This window comes from Pandoraea sp. E26 (genome assembly GCF_000681415.1).
GTDB lineage: Bacteria > Pseudomonadota > Gammaproteobacteria > Burkholderiales > Burkholderiaceae > Pandoraea > Pandoraea pnomenusa.
The window spans coordinates 149,669-169,724 of record NZ_AYXJ01000009.1 but is presented as its reverse complement, the minus strand read 5'-3'; the positions used below and the strand labels follow the sequence as shown (position 1 = coordinate 169,724).

The following is a 20,056-nucleotide window of genomic DNA, read 5'->3' as shown; positions in this document are numbered from 1 at the left end:
GCGGCGGCATGGATTGCGCCATGCCGGTCGCCGATTGTTCCCGTGGCTCACTCAGCCCAGACCCAGCATTCGTTGCGATTCTTGTCGTACTGCACGTCATGTCCGTGGTACTCGGTTGCGCATGCCGTGCCGCGAAAGCGGACCTCCGAGCGCGAATGTGCCACCATCCAACTCTCCTCCTTTTCCCCCGCGCCAATGTCTGCCGCGCGATCGGTGGGTTTGCATCCCTTTCCCTCGCACCAATGCGCCTGGACGCTTTGGCCGCAGGTATTGACGATGTTGTACCAGTACATGTCCTTTACGTCCTGATCGACCCGGACATCGTTCACCCTGAGGCAGTTCGGATACTGCTTGAGCACCAGGCGTTTCTTGCCGCTCCCATTGTCGCGCTCGGTGATTGACCGCGATACGATCGCGTCGAACTTTGATTTGTGGTCAGTTGCGATGGTTTGCCGACTCCAACCCAACGCTTTGAGGCTGGCCGTGAGCGCTTCGGAAAGACAGTGGTCGGCCAGGTCGTCATTTGTTCGGACAAGCTCCGCGCGCACCGCTCGCGCGTTGTTCGAGCTGATAATCCGATACTCATTCTCCCAGTAGGCACGCGCGGCAATGGAGCTCTGTTCGGGGGCGAAATTCGGGTTGGTACGGGCAATCGAATCGCGCAGCGAGTCTTCGCAGTTGTACCCGTTACTGGTGACCAGTGCCTCGGGCCGCGCGGCGACAGGCGCTCGATAGATCGGCTCCGCCCGTTGAGGCGGCGGGGCCTCATACGAAGTATCCGATGGCGTGGCGGCATTTTGCTGGCTGGACAACGCGTTGAGCGTGTTGATCAGGATCTGCGCATTGACGTTGTTGCTGTTGGCGCTCGCGCCGGTCCTGCCAGGGCTTTGCACGGGCGATGGACGTGTGGTGGCACCCGTTGCCAGGCCGCCGGCCGCGAGAGCGGCTGACGATACGGCGAGTCCAATGGCAAACATGGCCGTTGCGGCGAACCTTGGTGACGTAAACATCGCACCTCCCGTTGGATGTTGTCATTTCGACGCTGCGACCCCGCACGCATCGGTCGGCAGCATTACATCACGGGCGCGGCCGGCTTTCATCCATCAAATGGGGGATTCCGCTCCAACAGATGTGGCCCACTTGGGGGGCACGTCATCGGCTCGCTAGCGACTGGCGAGAATTTCGCGGGCCTTGGCGATGACCGGAGCGTCGATCATCCTGCCATCGAGCGCCGCTGCGGAACCGCCGCTCGCCCGGGCGGCCGCCATCACACGCTCGGCCCACGCGTACTCGTCGTCGCGCCATGCGAACGCGGCATGAACCGCCGGCACCTGCCGCGGATGGATGCAAAGCTTGCCGCGAAATCCGAGCGCGCGGGCGCGGCGGCCGTCCGCTTCGATTCCCTGGGCGTCGTCCAGCGCGGTGCTCACGCCGTCGACAGGCGCGGCGATCCCCGCCAGGCGTGATGCCAGCGTCAGTTGCGAACGGAAGAAGAGCAGTTCGTCGCCGTCGCCCTCGATCCCGATGTCCAACTGAAAGTCGATAGTGCCGAACATCAGGCAACGCACGCGCGGCGCGTTTGCGATCTCGTCGAGCGCTGCGAACGCCTGCGCTGTTTCGATCAGCGGCACCAGTTGCAGGGCAGCCGATGCGCCTTGCGCAGATCGGGCCAGGGTGGCCGCGGTTTCCGTCTTCGGCACGACGAGACCGTCGAGAGATTCCAGGCCGTTCAGGGCGGCGACGTCGTCGTCGAACCAGGGTGTGGGCGCCGCATTGATGCGTACGTACGTCGGCACGCTTGTGTCGCGTCCGGGATCCTTCAGCCACCCGCATACCGCATCGCGCGCCGCGGACTTCTCGGCAGGTGGGACGGCATCCTCGAGGTCGAGGATGATCGCATGCGCGCCGCTGGTGCGCGCCTTCTCGAAGCGCTCCGGGCGATTGCCGGGCACGAAAAGCCAACTGCGGATGACGGGGTGCTTCGCCACGGCTTATACCGCCTTCGCCGCACGCAGCGCATCGATCTGTGACGATGTGCGGCCGAGCTCGGTCAGAATCTCGTCAGTGTGTTGGCCGAGCGCGGGAATCGGATCCATCCGCGGGGTGAACTCCGGGCCGGCGCTCGGCATGCCCGGGGGAAGGGGCGCCCTGATCGTGCCGTTTGGCGTTTGCACGTTGGCCCAGCGCTCGCGAGCGGCGAGTTGTGCGTGTTGCCACACGTCGTGCATGTCGTTCAGGTTGGCGTTCGCAATGCCCACGGCGTCGAGTCGGCGCACCAGTTGAGGGGCGTCGAGCTGCATGAAGACTTCGCGAATGATGGCACGCAGGGCGTCGCGGTTCTCCAGACGCCGCGGGTTCGACGAGAAACGGAGATCGTCGGCCAGCGCCGGTTGTTCGAGCACCCGGTCACAGAAGGCCTTCCACTCCCGCTCGTTCTGAAGTCCGAGCATGACGGTCTTGCCGTCACCCGTTTCGAACGGACCGTACGGAAAAATCGTGGCATGCGCCGCGCCCGCACGTGGTGGCGGCGCCTGATTGTCCACGGCGTAGTAAAGCGGAAAGCCCATCCATTCGACCATGCATTCGAGCATGGAGATGTCGATACGGCTGCCGCGACCGGTCTTGCCACGGGCAATCAGGGCGCAGAGGATATTCGTATAGGCATACATGCCGGCGGCGATGTCGGCGATGGAGCTGCCGGCCTTGGCCGACGCCTCCGGCGAGCCTGTCACGGACAGGAAGCCCGATTCGCTCTGGATGAGCAGGTCGTAGGCCTTCTTGTCGCGGTAGGGCCCGTCCGGCCCGTAGCCGGAAATGCCACAGACGATGATTTGCGGATAGCGGGCCGACAGAACGTCGTAGCTCAGACCGAGCCGATCCGCCGCGCCGGGGGCGAGGTTCTGCACGAGCACGTCGGCGTCGGCGAGCAGATCGTGCAGCACCGATTGCGCGGCATCCTGCTTCAGGTCCAGCGTCAGGCTTTCCTTCGAACGGTTGGTCCACACGAAGTGCGACGACATGCCGTTCACGCGCGTGTCGTAGGCGCGGGCGAAGTCGCCGACGCCGGGGCGCTCGATCTTGATCACGCGTGCGCCGAGGTCGGCCAGCTGGCGGGTGCAGAACGGCGCCGCGATGGCGTGTTCGAGTGCGATGACCTTGATGCCGTCCAAGGGCCTCATGAAAGAAATCTCCGAATTGCGTAGGCGCGGATTGCGCGCGTGGTAACGAGGGGGATGCGTCCTTGTCAGACGATCTTCGTCAGGACGATCAGGGCCAGCGTGATCGTGATGGCGCCACCGATGCGGGTCGCGATTTGCGCGAACGGCATCAGCCGCATGCGGTTGGCCGCCGTGAGAATGGCCACGTCGCCGGTGCCGCCCATGCCGCTGTGCGTGCCCACGACGATGGCGGCGTCGATCGGGTGCATGTTCATGCGCCGTGCCACGACGAAGGCGGTTGCCATGAGCGTCACGACTGTCGCGACGATGGTCACCAGCGTGGGCACGTTGAACGAGTCCACGACCTTCTGCCAGGGCGTGATCACGACGCCGATGGCGAACAACAGCGGATAGGTCACGGCGGTGGCGAAGAACTTGTAGACGACGCCCGCGCCAGCTTCGAGCTTCGGCGAGAAGACGAAGCCGATCTTGGCGGCGACGGCAAGCACCAGCATCATCACCGGGCCGGGCAGGCCGAGCGTGTTCTGCGCGAGCATGCCGACGAAGTACAGGCATACGGCAATCATGCCGGCGGCGGCGATGTCGGTGGCGTCGACCGGTGCGCCGGGCTTCGCATGGGGGTGGTGCGGGTCGTGCGCCCCGATGTCATCGTCGCCCGATCGCATGAGCTGGCCGTTGCCGGTCAACGCGGGATAGCGTTTGCCGATCGCGTTGAGCACGCCCGAGAAGACGATGGCGCACACGTTGCCCAGCATGACGGCCGGCAGCGCCTGGGCGAGCAGATCGCCGGCGCTTTGGTGCATGACTTCCGAGTAGCCGAGGGTCAGGGGGATCACGCCCTCGCCCAGACCGCCTGACATCACCGGAATCACGACGAAGAACACCGTGTGGAAGAGCCCCATCCCCAGCAGCGTGCCTACCGCGGTGCCCACAATGCCGGCGAGGACCGAGCCCACCGCGAGCGGCACGAAAATCCGCAGGAAGCCGCCGATCAGGACCTTGCGGTCCATGCTCAGGATACTGCCGACGATGATGCCCGGAATGAACAGGTACAGGAAGTTGCTCTGCTTCCAGAAGCTGACGATGGGGGCGACCATCGACGGCGGCAGGGCATGCGTGAAGACGAGGTAGGAGGGCAGGAATGTCACCAGGATGACCGGCCCCCCAATGCTTCGAAACACGGGAATGCGCTGGCCGATCTCCATGCAGGTAAAGCTGCACACGGCGAGTAGCGCAATGATGGGCGAGAGTTCGGCCGAGAGCTTGCCGGTGGTGAGTACCGTGATGATGATCGCCGCGATCAGCACCAGATGCACCGGCAGCGGCACGATGCCCACGCGCATGTCCATGAGCCGCCACCAGGCGTCGCGCAGCGGGTGATGCGCGCGCGACGTGGGCGTGTTTGCGTCAACGCCCGCGCTGCCGCGCGCGGTCGTGGCAGAAAGACCGTCTCGCATTCTGTTGTCTCCGTGTAGGGATTCGAATTGATTTGATGACGCGACTATAGGCCCGCACCCGTCGGGGGAGGAAATATGGATTTTGGATGTGGGTATAGGGTGAAACTATCGCTTCTGGGCGGATTCGATTCCCGATAGGCGGGAATCGCCCATGTGGGCGGATCGATCCGCGAAATGCCCGAGTTTTGCCGGTGGCGATATAGGGGTACGCTATGGCTTTCCGAAACTGGAGCGCGTCGCCAATCGGCGGCGCGGGTCGTCATGGACGTGAGGCAGCTTCGAAATTTTGTCGCGATCGTCGACAGTGGAAGCGTATCGAAGGCCGCGGATCGCCTGCACATCGCGCAGCCGTCGTTGAGTGCGCAACTGCGCGGGCTGGAGGAGGAGCTGCAGACGCAATTGCTTTTGCGCAGTGCCCAGGGCGTCACACCGACCGAGGCGGGCAAGGCGTTGTATCGACATGCGCGCGTGGTGATGCGTCAGATGGAGCAGATTCGCCAGGAAGTGCGTGAAGGCGGTGGCAGCGAATCGGGGCCGGTGGCCGTGGGATTCCCCACGACGATTGCCGCGATTCTGGCGGTGCCGTTGTTCACGCGGGTACGCGAACAGTATCCGGGTATCCGGCTCCAGATTTTCGAGAGCATGAGCGGTTACATCGGCGAATTGCTCGCGAACGGACGTCTCGATCTGGCCATGCTGTTTCGCGACTCGGAGACGCGCGGCATTTCGGTGATGCCGTTGTTCGACGAAGCGCTGTATGTGCTCGGCGGGCATCGCGTTTGCCCGGCGATCTACGAGGGCGACCCGCAGCGCCCATGTGCGTTGTCCGCGCTGGCCAACGTGCCGATCGTGGCGCCGAGCGGCACGAACGGTCTTCGCCTGCTCATCGAACGAAGCTTCGCACAGGCCGACGTGGAGTTGAACATCGTGGCCGACATCGACTCGTTGCCGACGCTCATCGACATCGCGCGTTCGGGCGATGCCTGCTCGATCCTGCCGGCGTCGGCGCTTGCGTCGCGAGATCCTGCGTTGCGCCCGCCGTCCCGGCGAATCGTCTCGCCGCCGTTGCAACGCCCGGCCAGCGTGTGCTGGTCGAATTCGCTTCCCGTGGGGTCCGCCACACTGGCCGTGCGTCAGTGCATCGCCGACCTGATCCGCGAACTCCAGGCCGACGGACACTGGACCGGGATTGCGCTCCGGCCGGCAGAGCGCCACGTCGCCACCGGCATGGCGTCGGACCCGCCCGCATCGGGGCGCGCCCGATAACCACGTCGCGACTGATGGCTTGGAAACCCGCTATCCTTCTGGCAACGACGCGATTTGCGTCCCCCCTTAGTTCGCCATGTCCGGTCACGACGTCGTTATCCGGGCATTCGCTTTTCAGGAGTTCGTTCAGTGGCTGCGTTCGACATCGACGATATCGTGACTTCCCTGCATTCGGCGCGTTTGCGTTGGCGCGACGGCCAGCGGCGCCTGCTGGAATCGGGGGGACGCGACCTGCCTTCGCGCGAGCGCCTTGCCGGCATCGTCGTGCAACTCAAGGGCGTGCTGTTTCCCATGCGCCTCGGGCCGCTGGATCTGCATCAGCAGGGCGAAAACTATTACGTCGGCCACACGCTCACCAGCGCGCTGAACGGCCTGGCCGAGCAGGCGCGTCTCGAATGGCGCTACAAGTCGCGTCACGACACCGCCATCACCACCGACCTGATCGAAGCGCGCACGCATTCGGCGATCCAGCAATTCGCCGCCAAACTCCCGGAAATTCGGGAATTGCTCGACGCCGACGTGCTGGCCGCCTATCAAGGCGACCCGGCCGCCGGCAGCGTGGACGAAGTGCTGATCTGCTACCCCGGCATTCACGCGATGATTCACCACCGGATCGCGCACGAGCTTTACCGGCTCGAACTGCCGCTGCTCGCCCGCATCATCGCCGAGCAGGCGCACTCCGACACCGGCATCGACATTCATCCCGGCGCCCGGATCGGTGCGGGCTTCTTCATCGATCACGGCACGGGTGTCGTGATTGGCGAGACGGCCATCCTCGGACAGCGGGTTCGGGTGTATCAGGCCGTCACGCTGGGCGCCAAGCGCTTTCCGGCCGACGACGAGGGCAACCCGCGCAAGGGGCTGCCGCGCCACCCGATCGTCGAGGACAACGTCGTCATTTACGCAGGCGCGACGATTCTCGGGCGCGTCACCATCGGTCAGGGGTCGGTCATTGGCGGTAACGTCTGGCTGACGCAGGACGTGCCGCCGTACAGCAACATCACGCAGGCGCGATCGCGCACCGAAGCCGGTTCGCCGCCGGTGTCCGGGTGCGACAACGACGCCGCCTGATGCGCACTATGCCGTGTCAGCCCGCAGGGGCTCGCTCGAGTCGCCGCGTCGTGGCGTGAGGGACGACGGTGGCGCAACGGCCACCCGCTCGCGCACGTCGGGCGATGCCAGACACGTTGCCACCGCTTCGAATCCCGGCGCCCCCGGATACGGCGCGACACGCACCGGCACGCTGTGATTGGCCGGACACAGCAAGATGGCTTCGTGCGGCCCGACGGCCGTCAGATCCAGAATGGCGGACGAGCGCGTCATGATGAACAGGGGATGGGCGCGCGTCGCGCGGGCTTGTTGGCGCAAGTAGCGGATCAACGCTTCCTGAGTCGCTTGCGTCAGGTTCTGCTCGATCATGTCGATGACCAGCGCTCCGTTGCGCTCGGCCGTGAGCGAGGCGAGAAGCACGGTCAATGCGTCTGACGCGTGGGCGCCTTCGTCGCGGAGCCACGCCATCGCGCGATCGACCCTGTCCTGCCAGGCGGTGTCCTGCGACAGTGCGCCAAGGAGGGTGGCGCGGCATTCGCTCAGGCGGTCGAGCCCGAGAAAGATGCCGTTCGGCAATGCCTGTGCAAGGTGTATCGCGAGCCGGGTCTTGCCACTGCCAAGCGATCCGATCAGGTAGTTCAGCGCTCGAATGTCCTGCATTTCGAACCATTCGCCGCCCCACGGCCACGGTAGCGCAAATGCCACGCTCGGCGCGGCTCGCTCGATGAGATGCCCCAATTCGCCGGCGGCCGGCATCTTGCCCACCGCAAGTCCGGCGCGCAGGGTGCGCACGCGTTCGAGCCGCTGGAGTCGCTCCCGAATGTCCCGATCCAGCGCGTTTTCATGTGCCGAGAGCGCGCATGCGAGTGTCTGCGGATCGCCGCCAAGCACACGCGCCGCGTCGGCGAGACTCAGTCCAAGCGCGCGCAAGGCGACAACCTCGGACGCACGTGCCATCGCGTCGACCCCGTAGATGCGATAGCCGGCCGGTGTCCGTCCGGGCGTGACGAGACGATGCTGCTCGTATAGTCGGAGCGCCTTGGTGGAGACGCCCAACCTCCGTGCGGCTTCGGACGCTGTCAATGGCCGAGAGGGTGTCTTCATCGATGACCTCATGGTGTGAGCCAGGTTGACGCCATCGTCAGGCCGGCCCTGGGGGACGGGTCAACCGCGAACCACCTTAGCGAACATATCAACGTCTGTCGAATTAATTAACCGACCGGTCGGTTTTGTCATGTTAGGCTGTCAGCGCTTCCCTCGATAACAATTACGGAGACGTTGATGACTTTGATTTCTCGTTGGCCCGACGCGGTGAATTCGACCGGCATGCCTACCATGAACAAGCGGGTTCTGGCGGGCGTGGCTGCCTCGCTGGTGAGCGTGACGCTGGTCATGCCGGTGACGGGCATGGCAGCAACCGGGGGAGGTGCCGCCGGCACGACGGCGTCGTCGCCAGCGACGCAAAAGACGCCCGGTCGCGTGGAGGTGACGATCAAGCGCGACGAGTTTGGCGTACCCCACATCTACGCATCGACGACCTACGCGCTGTTTTACGGTTACGGTTACGCGATCGCGCAGGACCGCCTGTTCCAGATGGAAATGGCGCGACGCAGCACGCAGGGCACCGTGGCCGAAGTGCTCGGCGAGAAGTTCGTCGACTTCGACAAGTCGATTCGCGGAAATTACTGGCCGGCATCCATTCGCCGCCAACTGGCCGACCTGCCGCAACGGGAGCGCGACATTCTCGATGGCTATGCCGCGGGGATGAACGCGTGGATCGCGCAGATTCGCGCGCAACCCGACAAGCGCATGCCCAAACAATTCAACGATTACGGGTTCCAGCCGCCGAACTGGGACGCGTTCGACGTGGCGATGGTTTTCGTCGGCACCATGGCCAATCGTTTTTCGGACGCGACGAGCGAGATCGACAATCTCGCGCTGGTCACCGCGCTCGAGGACGAGTACGGCGCCGAGAAGGGCATGGCCCTGTTCAACGAGCTGAAGTGGATCAGCAATCCCGATGCCCCCTCTACGGTGCCGGCATCCGAGGGCGTGTATCCGGTGAAGGTCGGCCCGGAAAGCGGCGCGCCCATGCAGCCGCTTGCCCGCTATGATGGTCCGGCGCCGATGTTCGCGCGTCTGGCGCGCGGCAGCGACGGCGCCTTGCTGCATCAGGACGCGCAGACCAATGCCGCGACCATGCTGGCGCAATTTGCCGACGCAGGGCAGCCAGGTCTGGCAGGCTTTCCGACCACGAGCAACATGTGGATCGTCGGCAAGGCGAAGGCGCGCGACGCGCGCGCCATCATGCTCAACGGCCCGCAGTTCGGATGGTTCGCCCCCGCGTACACCTATGGCATCGGCCTGCACGGCGCGGGCTTCGATCTTGTCGGCAACACGCCGTTCGGATACCCCTGCATCCTGTTCGGCCATAACGGCAAGATCTCGTGGGGCTCGACGGCGGGCTTCGGCGACGACATCGACATCTATGCGGAAAAACTCGATCCGGCCAATCCCAACCGCTATTTCCACAACGGTCGATGGCACGACATGGAAAAGCGCGTGGAGATCATTCGCGTGAAGGGTGGGGCACCCGTGGTGCAGGAGGTCTTTCGCACGGTACACGGCATCGTCATGCAGCGCGACGCCAGGCGCCCGGTGGCCTACGCCAAGGCGCGCGCCTGGGACGGCCTGGAGGTTCAGTCGCTGCTTGCCTGGACGCATCAGGCGCAGGCGCACGACTGGAAGTCCTGGACGGCGCAGGCGGCGCGTCATGCCCTGACGATCAACTGGTACTACGCCGACGTGGCGGGCAACATCGGTTACGTTCACACTGGCGCCTATCCGGCTCGCCGGCCGGGGCACGATCCGCGTTTGCCAGTGCCGGGCACGGGCGAGTGGGACTGGAAGGGATTGTTGCCGTTCTCGACGAATCCCAAGGTCTACAACCCCAAACAGGGCTGGATCGCCAACTGGAACAATTCGCCGCAGAAGGGCTACCCGGCGAGCGATCTGTTCGCCTTCCTCTGGGGCGGGGCCGATCGCGTGGTCGAGATCGACTCGCGCATCGAGGCGCACGACAAGCTCGGCGTCGACGACATGTGGCAGATCCTGAAAGATACGAGCTCGGTCGATGTCAATCGGCGCCACTTCCTGCCGTTCATCGAACGCGCCACCGCAGGGCTGCCGGCGAGCGATGCGCGACGCCAGCTCGCCTTGCAACTGTCCGAATGGAATGGCCTGAGCCTCGATCCGAAACACACGGGCCACTACGATACGGCTGGCCCGGCCATCATGGATGCCTGGCTGAGCGCCATGCTCAGGCGCACGCTCGGACAGGTGGTGCCCGCGCCTTATGACAAGTGGTTCCTCGCGAGCGGTTACGCCGCGCCGCAAGACGGGCCGACCGGATCGCTCAACATCGGCAACGGTAGCAAGGTGCTTTACGAAGCGCTGCTCGGCGAGCACGCCGGCGTGCCGCAGACGTTCGACATCTTCGGCGGCCAACGTCGTGACGACGTGGTGCTGGCGGCGCTCGACGACACGGTCGCCGCGCTCAGGGCGAAGCTCGGGCCCGACATGTCGGCCTGGCGCGCGCCGACCGTGCCGCTCACGTTCCGCGCCAACAACTTCTTCGGTGTGCCGCAGGCCAATGCCGACGAAGCCGTGCGCACGCCCGTCTACATGAATCGCGGCACCGAGAATGATTTGATCGTGTTCGGTCCGACCGGGGGGAAGCCAGGGAGCCAGGGCAAGCCCGGGAAGGGCGCCGTGACCCGGAGCGACGTGCTAGCGTACGACGTGGTGGCGCCGGGACAAAGTGGCTTCGTCGCGCCGGACGGCACACGCTCCCCCCACTACGCCGATCAGGTGGAGATGTACACGACGTTCGGGCGCAAGCCCCTGTGGCACGACGCCGATGACGTGAACCGGGCGGCCACGTCCGTCGAGCGCCTGCACATCGAGCGAGGGGCTTACGCGCAATGACCGGGCGCGGCGGCGGCAAGGGCGCCGCCGCGATCCGGCAAGCGTTCGGCAGTCCACGACGGGCAAGCTGGCCCGTCAGGCAAGCCCCGTCGCGCCCGCCAGCGCGCACATCGCCACCACGGCGAGCGGCGGGGCTTTCCACCGGACCAGCAGCGCGAACGCGACCGCCGCCACGGCGAAATCGGCGGCGCCATGCACGGCGCTCGTCCATACGGGCGAGTACAACGCCGAAGCCAGAATCCCGACCACGGCGGCATTCACGCCCGCGAGCATCGCGGCCGTCGACGCGCGCTGCCGCAATGCCTGCCAATGCGGCAGCGCGGCAACGACGAGCAACAGCCCGGGCAGGAAGATCGCCATCGTCGCGAGCGTGGCACCCAGCACGGAATGCGCGGGGCCGCCCGAGAGCCAGCCGAGATAGGCGGCAAACGTGAATAGTGGCCCGGGAACGGCCTGCGCCGCACCGTAACCCGCGAGAAAGTCGTTCGGCGACACCCATCCCGTGGTCACCGTCTGCGCCTGGAGCAGCGGCAACACGACATGCCCGCCCCCGAACACCAGCGCCCCGGAACGGTAAAACCCGTCGAAGATCGCGAGCATGCGCCCGCCCACGAACTGTTGCAGGGCCGGCAGCCCGGCCAGCAGGGCGCAGAAAAGCAGGAGCGCGCCAGCGCCGCTTGCTCGCGAGATGCGAAATTCGATCGTGGCGGGCAATGGCAGTGGCGCGGTCAGCTCGCGCGAGCGTAGCAACCAGAGCCCCAGCAACGCCCCGAGGCCGATGACCATTAGTTGCGCGTAGACCGTTGTCGTCAGGGCGAGCACGACGAGGGCGGCCAGGGCGATGCCCGCCCGGCGCGTGTCGGGGCAGAGGCGTCGCGCCATATCCCAGACCGCTTGTGCCACGACGGCCACGGCGACGAGTTTGAGTCCATGCAACACGCCGTTGCCGATGGGCCCGCCGAGATGCGGCGCCACGATCGCGAACGCGAGCAGCAGCAATACCGACGGCAGCGTGAATCCACACCACGCCGCGAGGCCACCCAGCCAGCCCGCGCGCAGCAACCCGATGGAGAAGCCGACCTGGCTGCTCGCCGGCCCCGGCAGGAACTGGCACAAACCGACCAGGTCGCCAAAGGCGGCATCGTCCAGCCAGCGGCGTCGTTCCACGAATTCACGGCGGAAGTAGCCGATGTGCGCGACCGGCCCGCCAAAGCTCGTCAGGCCGAGCGTGATGAAGACGCGCAAGACCTCCCAGACGTGGCGCGTCCTGGCAGCCGGGTCGCCGGCAACGGTTTCGATATTCGATTTCAAGGTGACCAACGCGTATTCGGCGGAAGACGAAATTCCGTAAGCATAGCCCTTGTGCAGTGACGTGGGCGTGAAGCCTTGCCGGCATGCCGGCTCACACGCGTTTGCCGCGGTTCCCGGGCAGGACACCTGATCCGTTTTCCCCTATATTGGTCCCTCCCGCGCCGATCCCCTTGAAGGATCGTGCGCGCGAAGCCCGAGCGCCCGGTTGCCGCGCGCCGGTGCGCATGTGGGGCAACAGAACCGCAAGACATTCTCAGGAGCGATGAGCGCATGACGGTGTCCGAATCCGCCGCGCGCGGGCGAGCCATCGGGCTCGGCAGTGCCGCGCGCGATCTTTACCGCGCGTTGTGGCGCCATGCGCGGGGCGTACGAATTCACTTGCTGGGCGCCGCCGGCCTGCTGTCGCTCGCCCAGGTGTTGCGGCTTACGATGCCGTGGCTCGCGGCGCAGGCCATCAATGCGCTTCAGCAGGGCAACATGTCGACGGCGGGTCGTTGGATCGGCTATCTCGTCGGCATCTATCTGCTGTCGTGGCTGTTGCATGGCCCCGGGCGGATTCTCGAGCGCAACGTGGGCGTACGTGTGCGTGTGCGGCTCGCGGATCAACTGTATGCGCGCATCGCCGCCGCACCGCTGGCGTGGCGTGACGGCCGCCACTCCGGGGAGCTTCAGCATCGTGTGGTGCAGGCAAGCCGCGCGTTGTCCGACTTCGCGCAGAACCAGTTCGGCTATCTGCAAAGCGCATTCAACTTCGTCGGGCCGCTGGTCGCGCTGGCTTTGCTCTCGCGCACGAGCGGTGCGATTGCAGTAACCGGCTATGTGGTCATCGCCGTCATCATTCTTCGATTCGACCGCGTGCTGATGCAACTCGCCCGTGCGGAGAACGATGCCGAGCGGCGATATGCCGCCGCGCTCCTCGACTTCGTCGGAAATGCGGGTACCGTGATTGGCCTGCGTCTGCAGGCGGCATCGCGCAGGGTGCTTGGGCGCCGCATGGAGGCGGTCATGGCGCCGCTGCGGCGTGCCGTCACGGTCAACGAGGGCAAGTGGTTCGCCGTCGACATCCTCGGCATGGGGCTGACCTGGATTCTCGTGATCGTCTACGTGCTGCAATCGCGTGAGCCGGGGCAGGCCGTCATGCTCGGCACCGTGTTCATGATCTATCAGTACGCGCAACAGGCCGCCACGGTCGTCGGGGCAATGGCGTCGAACTTCCAGAGTTTCGCGCGCATGCATACCGACTACGGCAGCGCCGAACCGATCTGGGATGCGCCGGGCGATCCGGACGCCGCGGTGTCCGCCATCACGCCGGACTCGCCATGGGACACGCTGTCGCTGCGCGGCGTGACGTGGCGATACACCGACGACGCGCGTGGCGGACTGCATGGCGTCGACCTGACGTTGCGGCGCGGTACACGCGTCGCCCTTATCGGCCCCAGCGGCGGTGGAAAGAGCACCTTGCTGCGCACGCTGGCGGGCCTGTATCTCCCCCAGCACGGCACGCTGATGCGCGACGGCAAGGCGATCGACTTCGCGGCGTTGCGCACGCTGGCCACCCTGATTCCGCAGGAGGCGGAAGTGTTCGAGGCGAGCGTTGAAGAAAACCTCACGTTCGGCGAGGCGGCCGATGCGAAGTCACTGCACGACGCCGTGCACGCCGGTGCTTTCGACGAGGTGCTCGCCGGCTTGCCGGACGGCCTCGCGAGCGCACTCAACGAGCGCGGCGGCAACCTCTCCGGCGGACAGCGGCAGCGGCTCGCGCTCGCGCGCGGCGCGCTGGCGGCGCAAGGCAGTTCGCTGCTGTTGCTCGACGAGCCGACCAGTGCCCTCGATCCCGCGGCCGAGGCCCGTGTGTTCGAGCGCATGTATGAGGCGTTTCCGAGCGCATGTATCGTGGCCTCGGTACACCGGCCGAGCCTTCTGTCGCGCTTCGACATCATCGTGGTGATGGAGAGCGGGCGCGTCGTGGACGCCGGTCCCCGCGACGATGTGTTGTCGCGCCGCACATAGCACCGTAACCCGTTGCCGCGTGTGGCGATGTCCGCAAACGCGAAATTTCACGTCAGAAAAATACCGACGCCTTCAATTCAACGCTCGTATCGATCCAATGCATCGTGCGCAATAGGCATCGTCGTGAGTTGCACACGAACGCGTTGTGACTGTGCGGATATAGCGGTGCGAAATTGAAGACGGTGCGGCAGGTGCCCATGGGCGTGACGAGGCTCGCACGCCATGTCGCAATACCTCCGAAAGCCAGGCGGGGCGGGGCTTTGCATACGTAGCAGTACGTGAAATATCGACACTTGTTGAGCAAGCGCAAACCTTCGGTTGGACGCGCTTTACATGACATTGGCGAAAGGCAATAATCGCTCCGTACTCGAAGACCCGACTGCGCAGTCGTTACCAAAAAAGTCAGCGGGAACCGCCCCCCGAAACATTGGAAACATTGGAAACGTTGGCGTTCCTGCTTTCGCTCGCCCGCCGGTGCCCGCGTGTACCGGCCTAAAGCCAGGGAAACGCCATGAGTCACTTCGTTGACCGCCTTCGTTTTTTCACTTCGTCGCGGCCGCAGTTCTCCGAGGGGCACGGTGCCACGACAGACGAAGACCGACGCTGGGAAGACGCTTATCGTCAACGTTGGCAATTCGACAAGATCGTGCGCTCCACGCACGGCGTGAATTGCACCGGGTCCTGCTCCTGGAAGGTGTATGTCAAAGGGGGCATCGTCACCTGGGAAACTCAGCAGACCGACTATCCCCGCACCCGTCCCGACATGCCGAACCACGAGCCGCGTGGCTGCTCGCGCGGCGCGTCGTACTCGTGGTACCTCTACAGTGCCAACCGGCTCAAATACCCGCTCGTGCGCAGTGCGCTCGTGTCGCGCTGGCGCGAAGCGCGCAAGTCGCTCGCGCCGGTCGACGCGTGGGCATCGATCGTCCAGGACGACACCGCACGCCGCGCGTATCAGGCGCGTCGCGGCCTGGGCGGATTCGTGCGCGCTTCCTGGGACGAGGTCAACGAGATCGTGGCGGCGGCGAACGTCTACACGGTCAAGCGTTACGGCCCCGACCGCGTCACCGGCTTTTCGCCGATTCCCGCCATGTCGATGGTGTCCTACGCCGCCGGGGCACGCTATCTCTCGCTCATCGGTGGCGTGTGCCTGAGCTTTTACGACTGGTATTGCGATTTGCCGCCGGCCTCGCCGCAAACCTGGGGCGAGCAGACGGACGTGCCCGAGTCGGCCGACTGGTACAACTCGACATTCATCGTGATGTGGGGCTCGAACGTGCCGCAAACGCGCACGCCTGACGCGCACTTCATGACGGAGGTGCGCTACAAGGGCACGAAGATCGTGTCGATATTCCCGGACTATGCGGAAGGGGCGAAGTTCGGCGACCTGTGGCTGCATCCGAAGCAGGGCACCGACGCCGCGCTGGCGCTTGCGATGGGACACGTGATCCTCAACGAGTTCCACCTGGCCGGCAAGAGCGATTACTTCATCGACTACTGCCGCCGCTTCACCGACATGCCGTGCCTGGTGCGCATGGTGCCGCATGGCGACGGCTACGTGCCCGAGCGCCAGTTGCGCGCGGCTGACTTCGACGGCGCGCTGGGCCAGCCACACAACGCCGACTGGAAGACAGTCGTGATCGACGACCTGAGCGGCGATTTCGTGGCGCCGGTCGGGTCGATCGGCTATCGCTGGTCGCAGGGCGACGCGCCGAATCAGGGCAAGTGGAACCTGCGCGAGGAGGGCCCGGACGGCCAGGCCATCAAGCCCCGGCTGTCACTGGTCGAGGGCCACGATGAGGTCGTGCCCGTGCTGTTTCCGTACTTCGGCAATCAACCGCACGCGCACTTTACCTGCACGTCGCATGCATCGACACAGCGTCGCAATGTGGGCGTGCGTCGCGTGAAGACGAATGACGGGGAGGTGCTCGTCGCCACCGTCTACGATTTGTTCATCGCCAACTATGGGCTCGACCAGGGGCTGGGCGGCGAGCACATTGCGCACACCTACGACGACGATGTGCCGTATACGCCGGCGTGGCAGGAAGCGATTACCGGTGTGAAGCGCGAGGACGTGATTTCGGTCGCCCGCCAGTTCGCCGAGAACGCGCACAAGACGCAGGGCAAGTCGATGGTCATCATCGGCGCCGGGATCAACCATTGGTTCCACATGGACATGTCGTACCGCGCCATCATCAACATGCTGGTGATGTGCGGATGCATCGGCAAGTCGGGCGGGGGCTGGTCGCATTACGTGGGGCAGGAGAAGCTGCGTCCGCAAACCGGCTGGACGCCGCTCGCATTCGGTCTGGACTGGCACCGCCCGCCGCGCCAGATGAACGCGACGTCGTACTTTTACGCCCATACGGATCAGTGGCGCTATGACAACAGCGACCCGTCCGGGCTGCTCTCGCCGCTGGCCGACAAGACGCCGTTCCACGGCCGGCCCATCGACTACAACGTGCGCGCCGAGCGCATGGGGTGGCTGCCCACGGCGCCGCAGTTGCAGACCAATCCGCTCGACGTGGGCCGCTCGCTCCCCGATCCGGCGAACGCCGCTCAGCATGTGGCCAACGCGCTGAAGGACGGTTCGCTTCGCATGTCGTGTACCGATCCCGATCATCCCGACAACTTTCCTCGCAACCTGTTCGTATGGCGCTCGAACCTGCTGGGCTCATCGGGCAAGGGGCATGAGTACTTCCTGAAGCATTTGCTGGGCACCACACACGGCGTGCAGGGCGAGGACATCGGCAAGCAGCACGGTGCGCGCCCCGAGGAAGTGAAATGGCGCGACGAGGCGCCCAAGGGCAAGCTCGACCTGCTCGTGACACTGGACTTCCGGATGTCGACGACCTGCATGTACTCCGACATCGTGCTGCCGACCGCCACGTGGTACGAGAAGGACGATCTGAATACGTCCGATATGCATCCGTTCATTCACCCGTTGTCGGCCGCCGTCGATCCTGCGTGGCAGGCGCGTAGCGACTGGGACATCTTCAAGGGCATCGCCAGGCGCTTCTCGGAACTTTGCGAAGGTCACCTGGGCGAGGAGACCGACGTCGTGCTCGCGCCGATCGCCCACGACGCGCCGGGCGAGTTGGCCCAACCGTATGACGTGAAGGACTGGGGCGCGGGGCAATGCGAACCGGTGCCGGGCAAGACCGCCCAGGGCGTGGTGGTCGTCAAGCGCGACTATCCGAACACGTACAAGAAGTTCACCTCGCTCGGGCCGCTGATGGACAAGATCGGCAACGGCGGCAAGGGGATCAACTGGCAGACCCACGAAGAGGTCGACCTGCTGGGACAACTCAACTACAAGGTGGAAGCGCCGGGGGTGTCGCAGGGGCGTCCGCGTATCGATTCGGCGCTCGATGCGGCTGAGGTCATCCTTACGCTCGCGCCCGAAACCAACGGCGAGGTCGCCGTACGTGCGTGGCAGGCGCTGTCCAAGGCGACCGGCCTGCCGCACGATCATCTGGCACAGGCACGCGCCGACGAGAAGATCCGGTTCCGCGACATTCAGGCACAGCCGCGCAAGATCATCTCGTCGCCGACGTGGAGCGGGATCGAGTCGGAACACGTCTCGTACAACGCAGGCTACGTCAACGTGCACGAGCTGGTGCCCTGGCGCACGCTCAGCGGACGCCAGCAGCTGTATCAGGATCATCCGTGGATGCGGGCGTTCGGCGAGTCGCTGTGTGTCTACAAGCCGCCCATCGATACCGGCAGCTACGCGCACATGCTCAACCAGCGCAGCAACGGCAATCGGGAGAAGGTGCTCAACTTCCTCACGCCGCACCAGAAGTGGGGCATCCACAGCACCTACACCGACAATCTGTTGATGCTGACCATGTCGCGCGGAGGTCCGATCGTGTGGATGTCCGAGGACGACGCGCGCGAGCTCGACATCGTCGACAACGACTGGATCGAATGTTTCAACGCGAACGGCGCGCTGTGTGCCCGCGCGGTGGTCAGCCAGCGTATCCCGAGCGGGGCGGTGATGATGTACCACGCTCAGGAGAAGATCGTGAACACCCCCGGCTCGGAAATCACCGGCACGCGTGGCGGGATTCACAACTCGGTGACCCGCATCAGCGTGAAGCCGACGCACATGATCGGCGGCTACGCCCAGCTTTCGTATGGATTCAACTACTACGGCACCGTCGGCTCGAACCGCGACGAGTTCCTGGTAGTGCGCAAGATGAGTCGTATCGACTGGCTCGACGATACCGCCGACCAGGTGCTTGTGCCCCCGACCGGAGAACGCCAATGAAAGTGCGCGCACAGATTGCGATGGTGCTGAATCTGGACAAGTGCATCGGTTGTCATACCTGTTCGATCACATGCAAGAACGTGTGGACGAGCCGCGAAGGCATGGAGTACGCGTGGTTCAACAACGTGGAGACCAAACCGGGCATCGGCTATCCCAAGGACTGGGAGAACCAGAAGCGCTGGCGCGGTGGCTGGACGCGCAAGGCCAACGGCAAGCTCGAACCGCTGCAGGGGGGCAAGCTCAAGTTGCTGGCCAGCATTTTCGCCAACCCGCACCTGCCGGAAATCGACGATTACTACGAGCCGTTCACGTATGACTACGCGCACCTGCAGACCGCCTCCGACGCGAAGGCCATGCCGGTTGCCCGCCCGCGTTCGCTGGTGACCGGCGAGCGCATGGAGAAGATCGAGTGGGGGCCGAACTGGGAAGAAATTCTCGGCGGCGAGTTCGCCAAGCGCTCTCAGGACTACAACTTCGAGGCCGTGCAGAAGGACATCTACGGGCAGTTCGAGAACACCTTCATGATGTACTTGCCACGCCTGTGCGAGCACTGCCTGAACCCGGCGTGCGTCGCGTCGTGCCCATCGGGCTCGATCTACAAGCGAGAGGAAGACGGCATCGTGCTCGTCGACCAGGACAAGTGCCGTGGTTGGCGCATGTGCGTCTCGGGCTGTCCGTACAAGAAGATTTATTACAACTGGCACAGCGGCAAGGCGGAGAAGTGCATCTTCTGCTATCCGCGCATCGAGGCCGGGCAACCGACCGTGTGTTCGGAGACCTGCGTCGGCCGGATTCGCTATCTCGGCGTGCTGCTTTACGACGCGGACCGGATCAGCGAGGCCGCGGGCGTGGCCGACGAGAAGGATCTCTACGAGGCGCAGTTGTCGGTGTTCCTCGACCCGAACGATCCGGCCGTCATTGCACAGGCGCGCCTCGACGGCGTGCCGGAAGCGTGGATCGAAGGCGCGAAGGCCTCGCCGGTGTACAAGATGGCGGTCGACTGGCGCATCGCATTCCCGCTGCATCCGGAATATCGCACGCTGCCCATGGTCTGGTACGTCCCGCCGCTCTCGCCGATCAACGCGGCCGCCAACAGCGGCGATCTGGGCATGAACGGCTCGCTGCCCGACGTCGGGTCGCTGCGCATTCCGCTGCGATACCTCGCCAACCTGCTGACGGCCGGCGATGAAGCGCCGGTCAAGCTTGCGCTCGAGCGCCTGCTGGCCATGCGGGCGTTCATGCGCGCACGCCACGTCGATGGCGTTCAGGCCGACGACGTGCTGCGCCAGACGGGACTGAGCGTGGCGCAGGTGGAGTCGATGTATCGGTATCTTGCGATTGCCAACTACGAGGATCGGTTCGTCATTCCGACGGCACATCGCGAGTACGCGGAAAACGCATTCGAGCTGCACTCGGAGTGCGGTTTCTCGTTCGGCAACGGGTGCTCGCCGGGACACGACACGGGCAATCTTTTCAACCCGGTCAAGAAGCACCAGCGGACCATCCCGATCCAGGAGATTTGA

General features: G+C 65.0%; 12 protein-coding genes. 6 read left to right on the top strand and 6 right to left on the bottom strand.

The genetic code is table 11. The features are described from left to right. Positions 1-47: 47 nt before the first annotated feature. The 4 genes from W930_RS0106265 to W930_RS0106250 all read right to left on the bottom strand — a co-directional run bounded on the left by W930_RS0106265 (position 48) and on the right by W930_RS0106250 (position 4,636). Positions 48-977, bottom strand: coding sequence for a hypothetical protein (locus tag W930_RS0106265; RefSeq protein WP_023595922.1), 930 nt, complete (start codon positions 975-977; stop codon positions 48-50). A 186-nt stretch (positions 978-1,163) separates the two neighbouring features. Beyond that, the gene (locus W930_RS0106260; protein WP_023595923.1) at positions 1,164-1,988 is read right to left on the bottom strand and encodes a CoA ester lyase; all 825 of its coding nucleotides are present in this window, start codon (positions 1,986-1,988) and stop codon (positions 1,164-1,166) included. Between the two features lie 3 nt (positions 1,989-1,991). Then, a complete protein-coding gene (locus W930_RS0106255) occupies positions 1,992-3,179 on the bottom strand; it encodes a CaiB/BaiF CoA-transferase family protein (RefSeq protein ID WP_023874388.1) in 1,188 nt (395 codons plus the stop codon). Positions 3,180-3,244: 65 nt separating this feature from the next. Continuing rightward, positions 3,245-4,636: a 2-hydroxycarboxylate transporter family protein gene (locus W930_RS0106250; protein WP_023874387.1), complete on the bottom strand. Its 1,392-nt coding sequence runs from the start codon at positions 4,634-4,636 to the stop codon at positions 3,245-3,247. A gap of 261 nt (positions 4,637-4,897) precedes the next feature. On the opposite strand from W930_RS0106250, the gene W930_RS26345 reads away from it, so the two are divergent. Then, positions 4,898-5,902, top strand: coding sequence for a LysR substrate-binding domain-containing protein (locus W930_RS26345; protein WP_023595926.1), 1,005 nt, complete (start codon positions 4,898-4,900; stop codon positions 5,900-5,902). Positions 5,903-6,031: 129 nt separating this feature from the next. Next, complete coding sequence (epsC, locus tag W930_RS0106240) at positions 6,032-6,973, top strand: serine O-acetyltransferase EpsC (RefSeq protein WP_023595927.1); 942 nt, start codon at positions 6,032-6,034, stop codon at positions 6,971-6,973. Positions 6,974-6,979: 6 nt separating this feature from the next. On the opposite strand, the gene W930_RS26340 is transcribed toward epsC, so the two are convergent. Further along, positions 6,980-8,056, bottom strand: a complete 1,077-nt coding sequence (locus tag W930_RS26340; protein WP_023874386.1) for a MerR family transcriptional regulator — start codon at positions 8,054-8,056, stop codon at positions 6,980-6,982. Between the two features lie 177 nt (positions 8,057-8,233). Between W930_RS26340 and W930_RS0106230 the strand changes: the two genes are divergently transcribed. Then, entirely contained in the window at positions 8,234-10,939 is a 2,706-nt protein-coding gene (locus tag W930_RS0106230; RefSeq protein ID WP_235195516.1) for a penicillin acylase family protein, read from the top strand. A 75-nt stretch (positions 10,940-11,014) separates the two neighbouring features. Here the strand turns inward: W930_RS0106230 and chrA are convergent, their stop codons facing one another. Next, on the bottom strand, positions 11,015-12,250 hold the full coding sequence (gene chrA / locus W930_RS0106225; protein ID WP_141571646.1) for a chromate efflux transporter: 1,236 nt from the start codon (positions 12,248-12,250) through the stop codon (positions 11,015-11,017). A gap of 270 nt (positions 12,251-12,520) precedes the next feature. On the opposite strand from chrA, the gene W930_RS0106220 reads away from it, so the two are divergent. The 3 genes from W930_RS0106220 (at position 12,521) to narH (ending at position 20,056) form a co-directional block, all read left to right on the top strand. Further along, positions 12,521-14,260, top strand: a complete 1,740-nt coding sequence (locus W930_RS0106220; protein ID WP_072619103.1) for an ABC transporter ATP-binding protein — start codon at positions 12,521-12,523, stop codon at positions 14,258-14,260. Between the two features lie 511 nt (positions 14,261-14,771). Further along, a complete protein-coding gene (locus W930_RS0106210) occupies positions 14,772-18,533 on the top strand; it encodes a nitrate reductase subunit alpha (RefSeq protein WP_023595933.1) in 3,762 nt (1,253 codons plus the stop codon). Beyond that, positions 18,530-20,056, top strand: coding sequence for a nitrate reductase subunit beta (narH, locus tag W930_RS0106205; RefSeq protein WP_023595934.1), 1,527 nt, complete (start codon positions 18,530-18,532; stop codon positions 20,054-20,056). The genes W930_RS0106210 and narH overlap by 4 nt, the downstream gene beginning before the upstream one ends.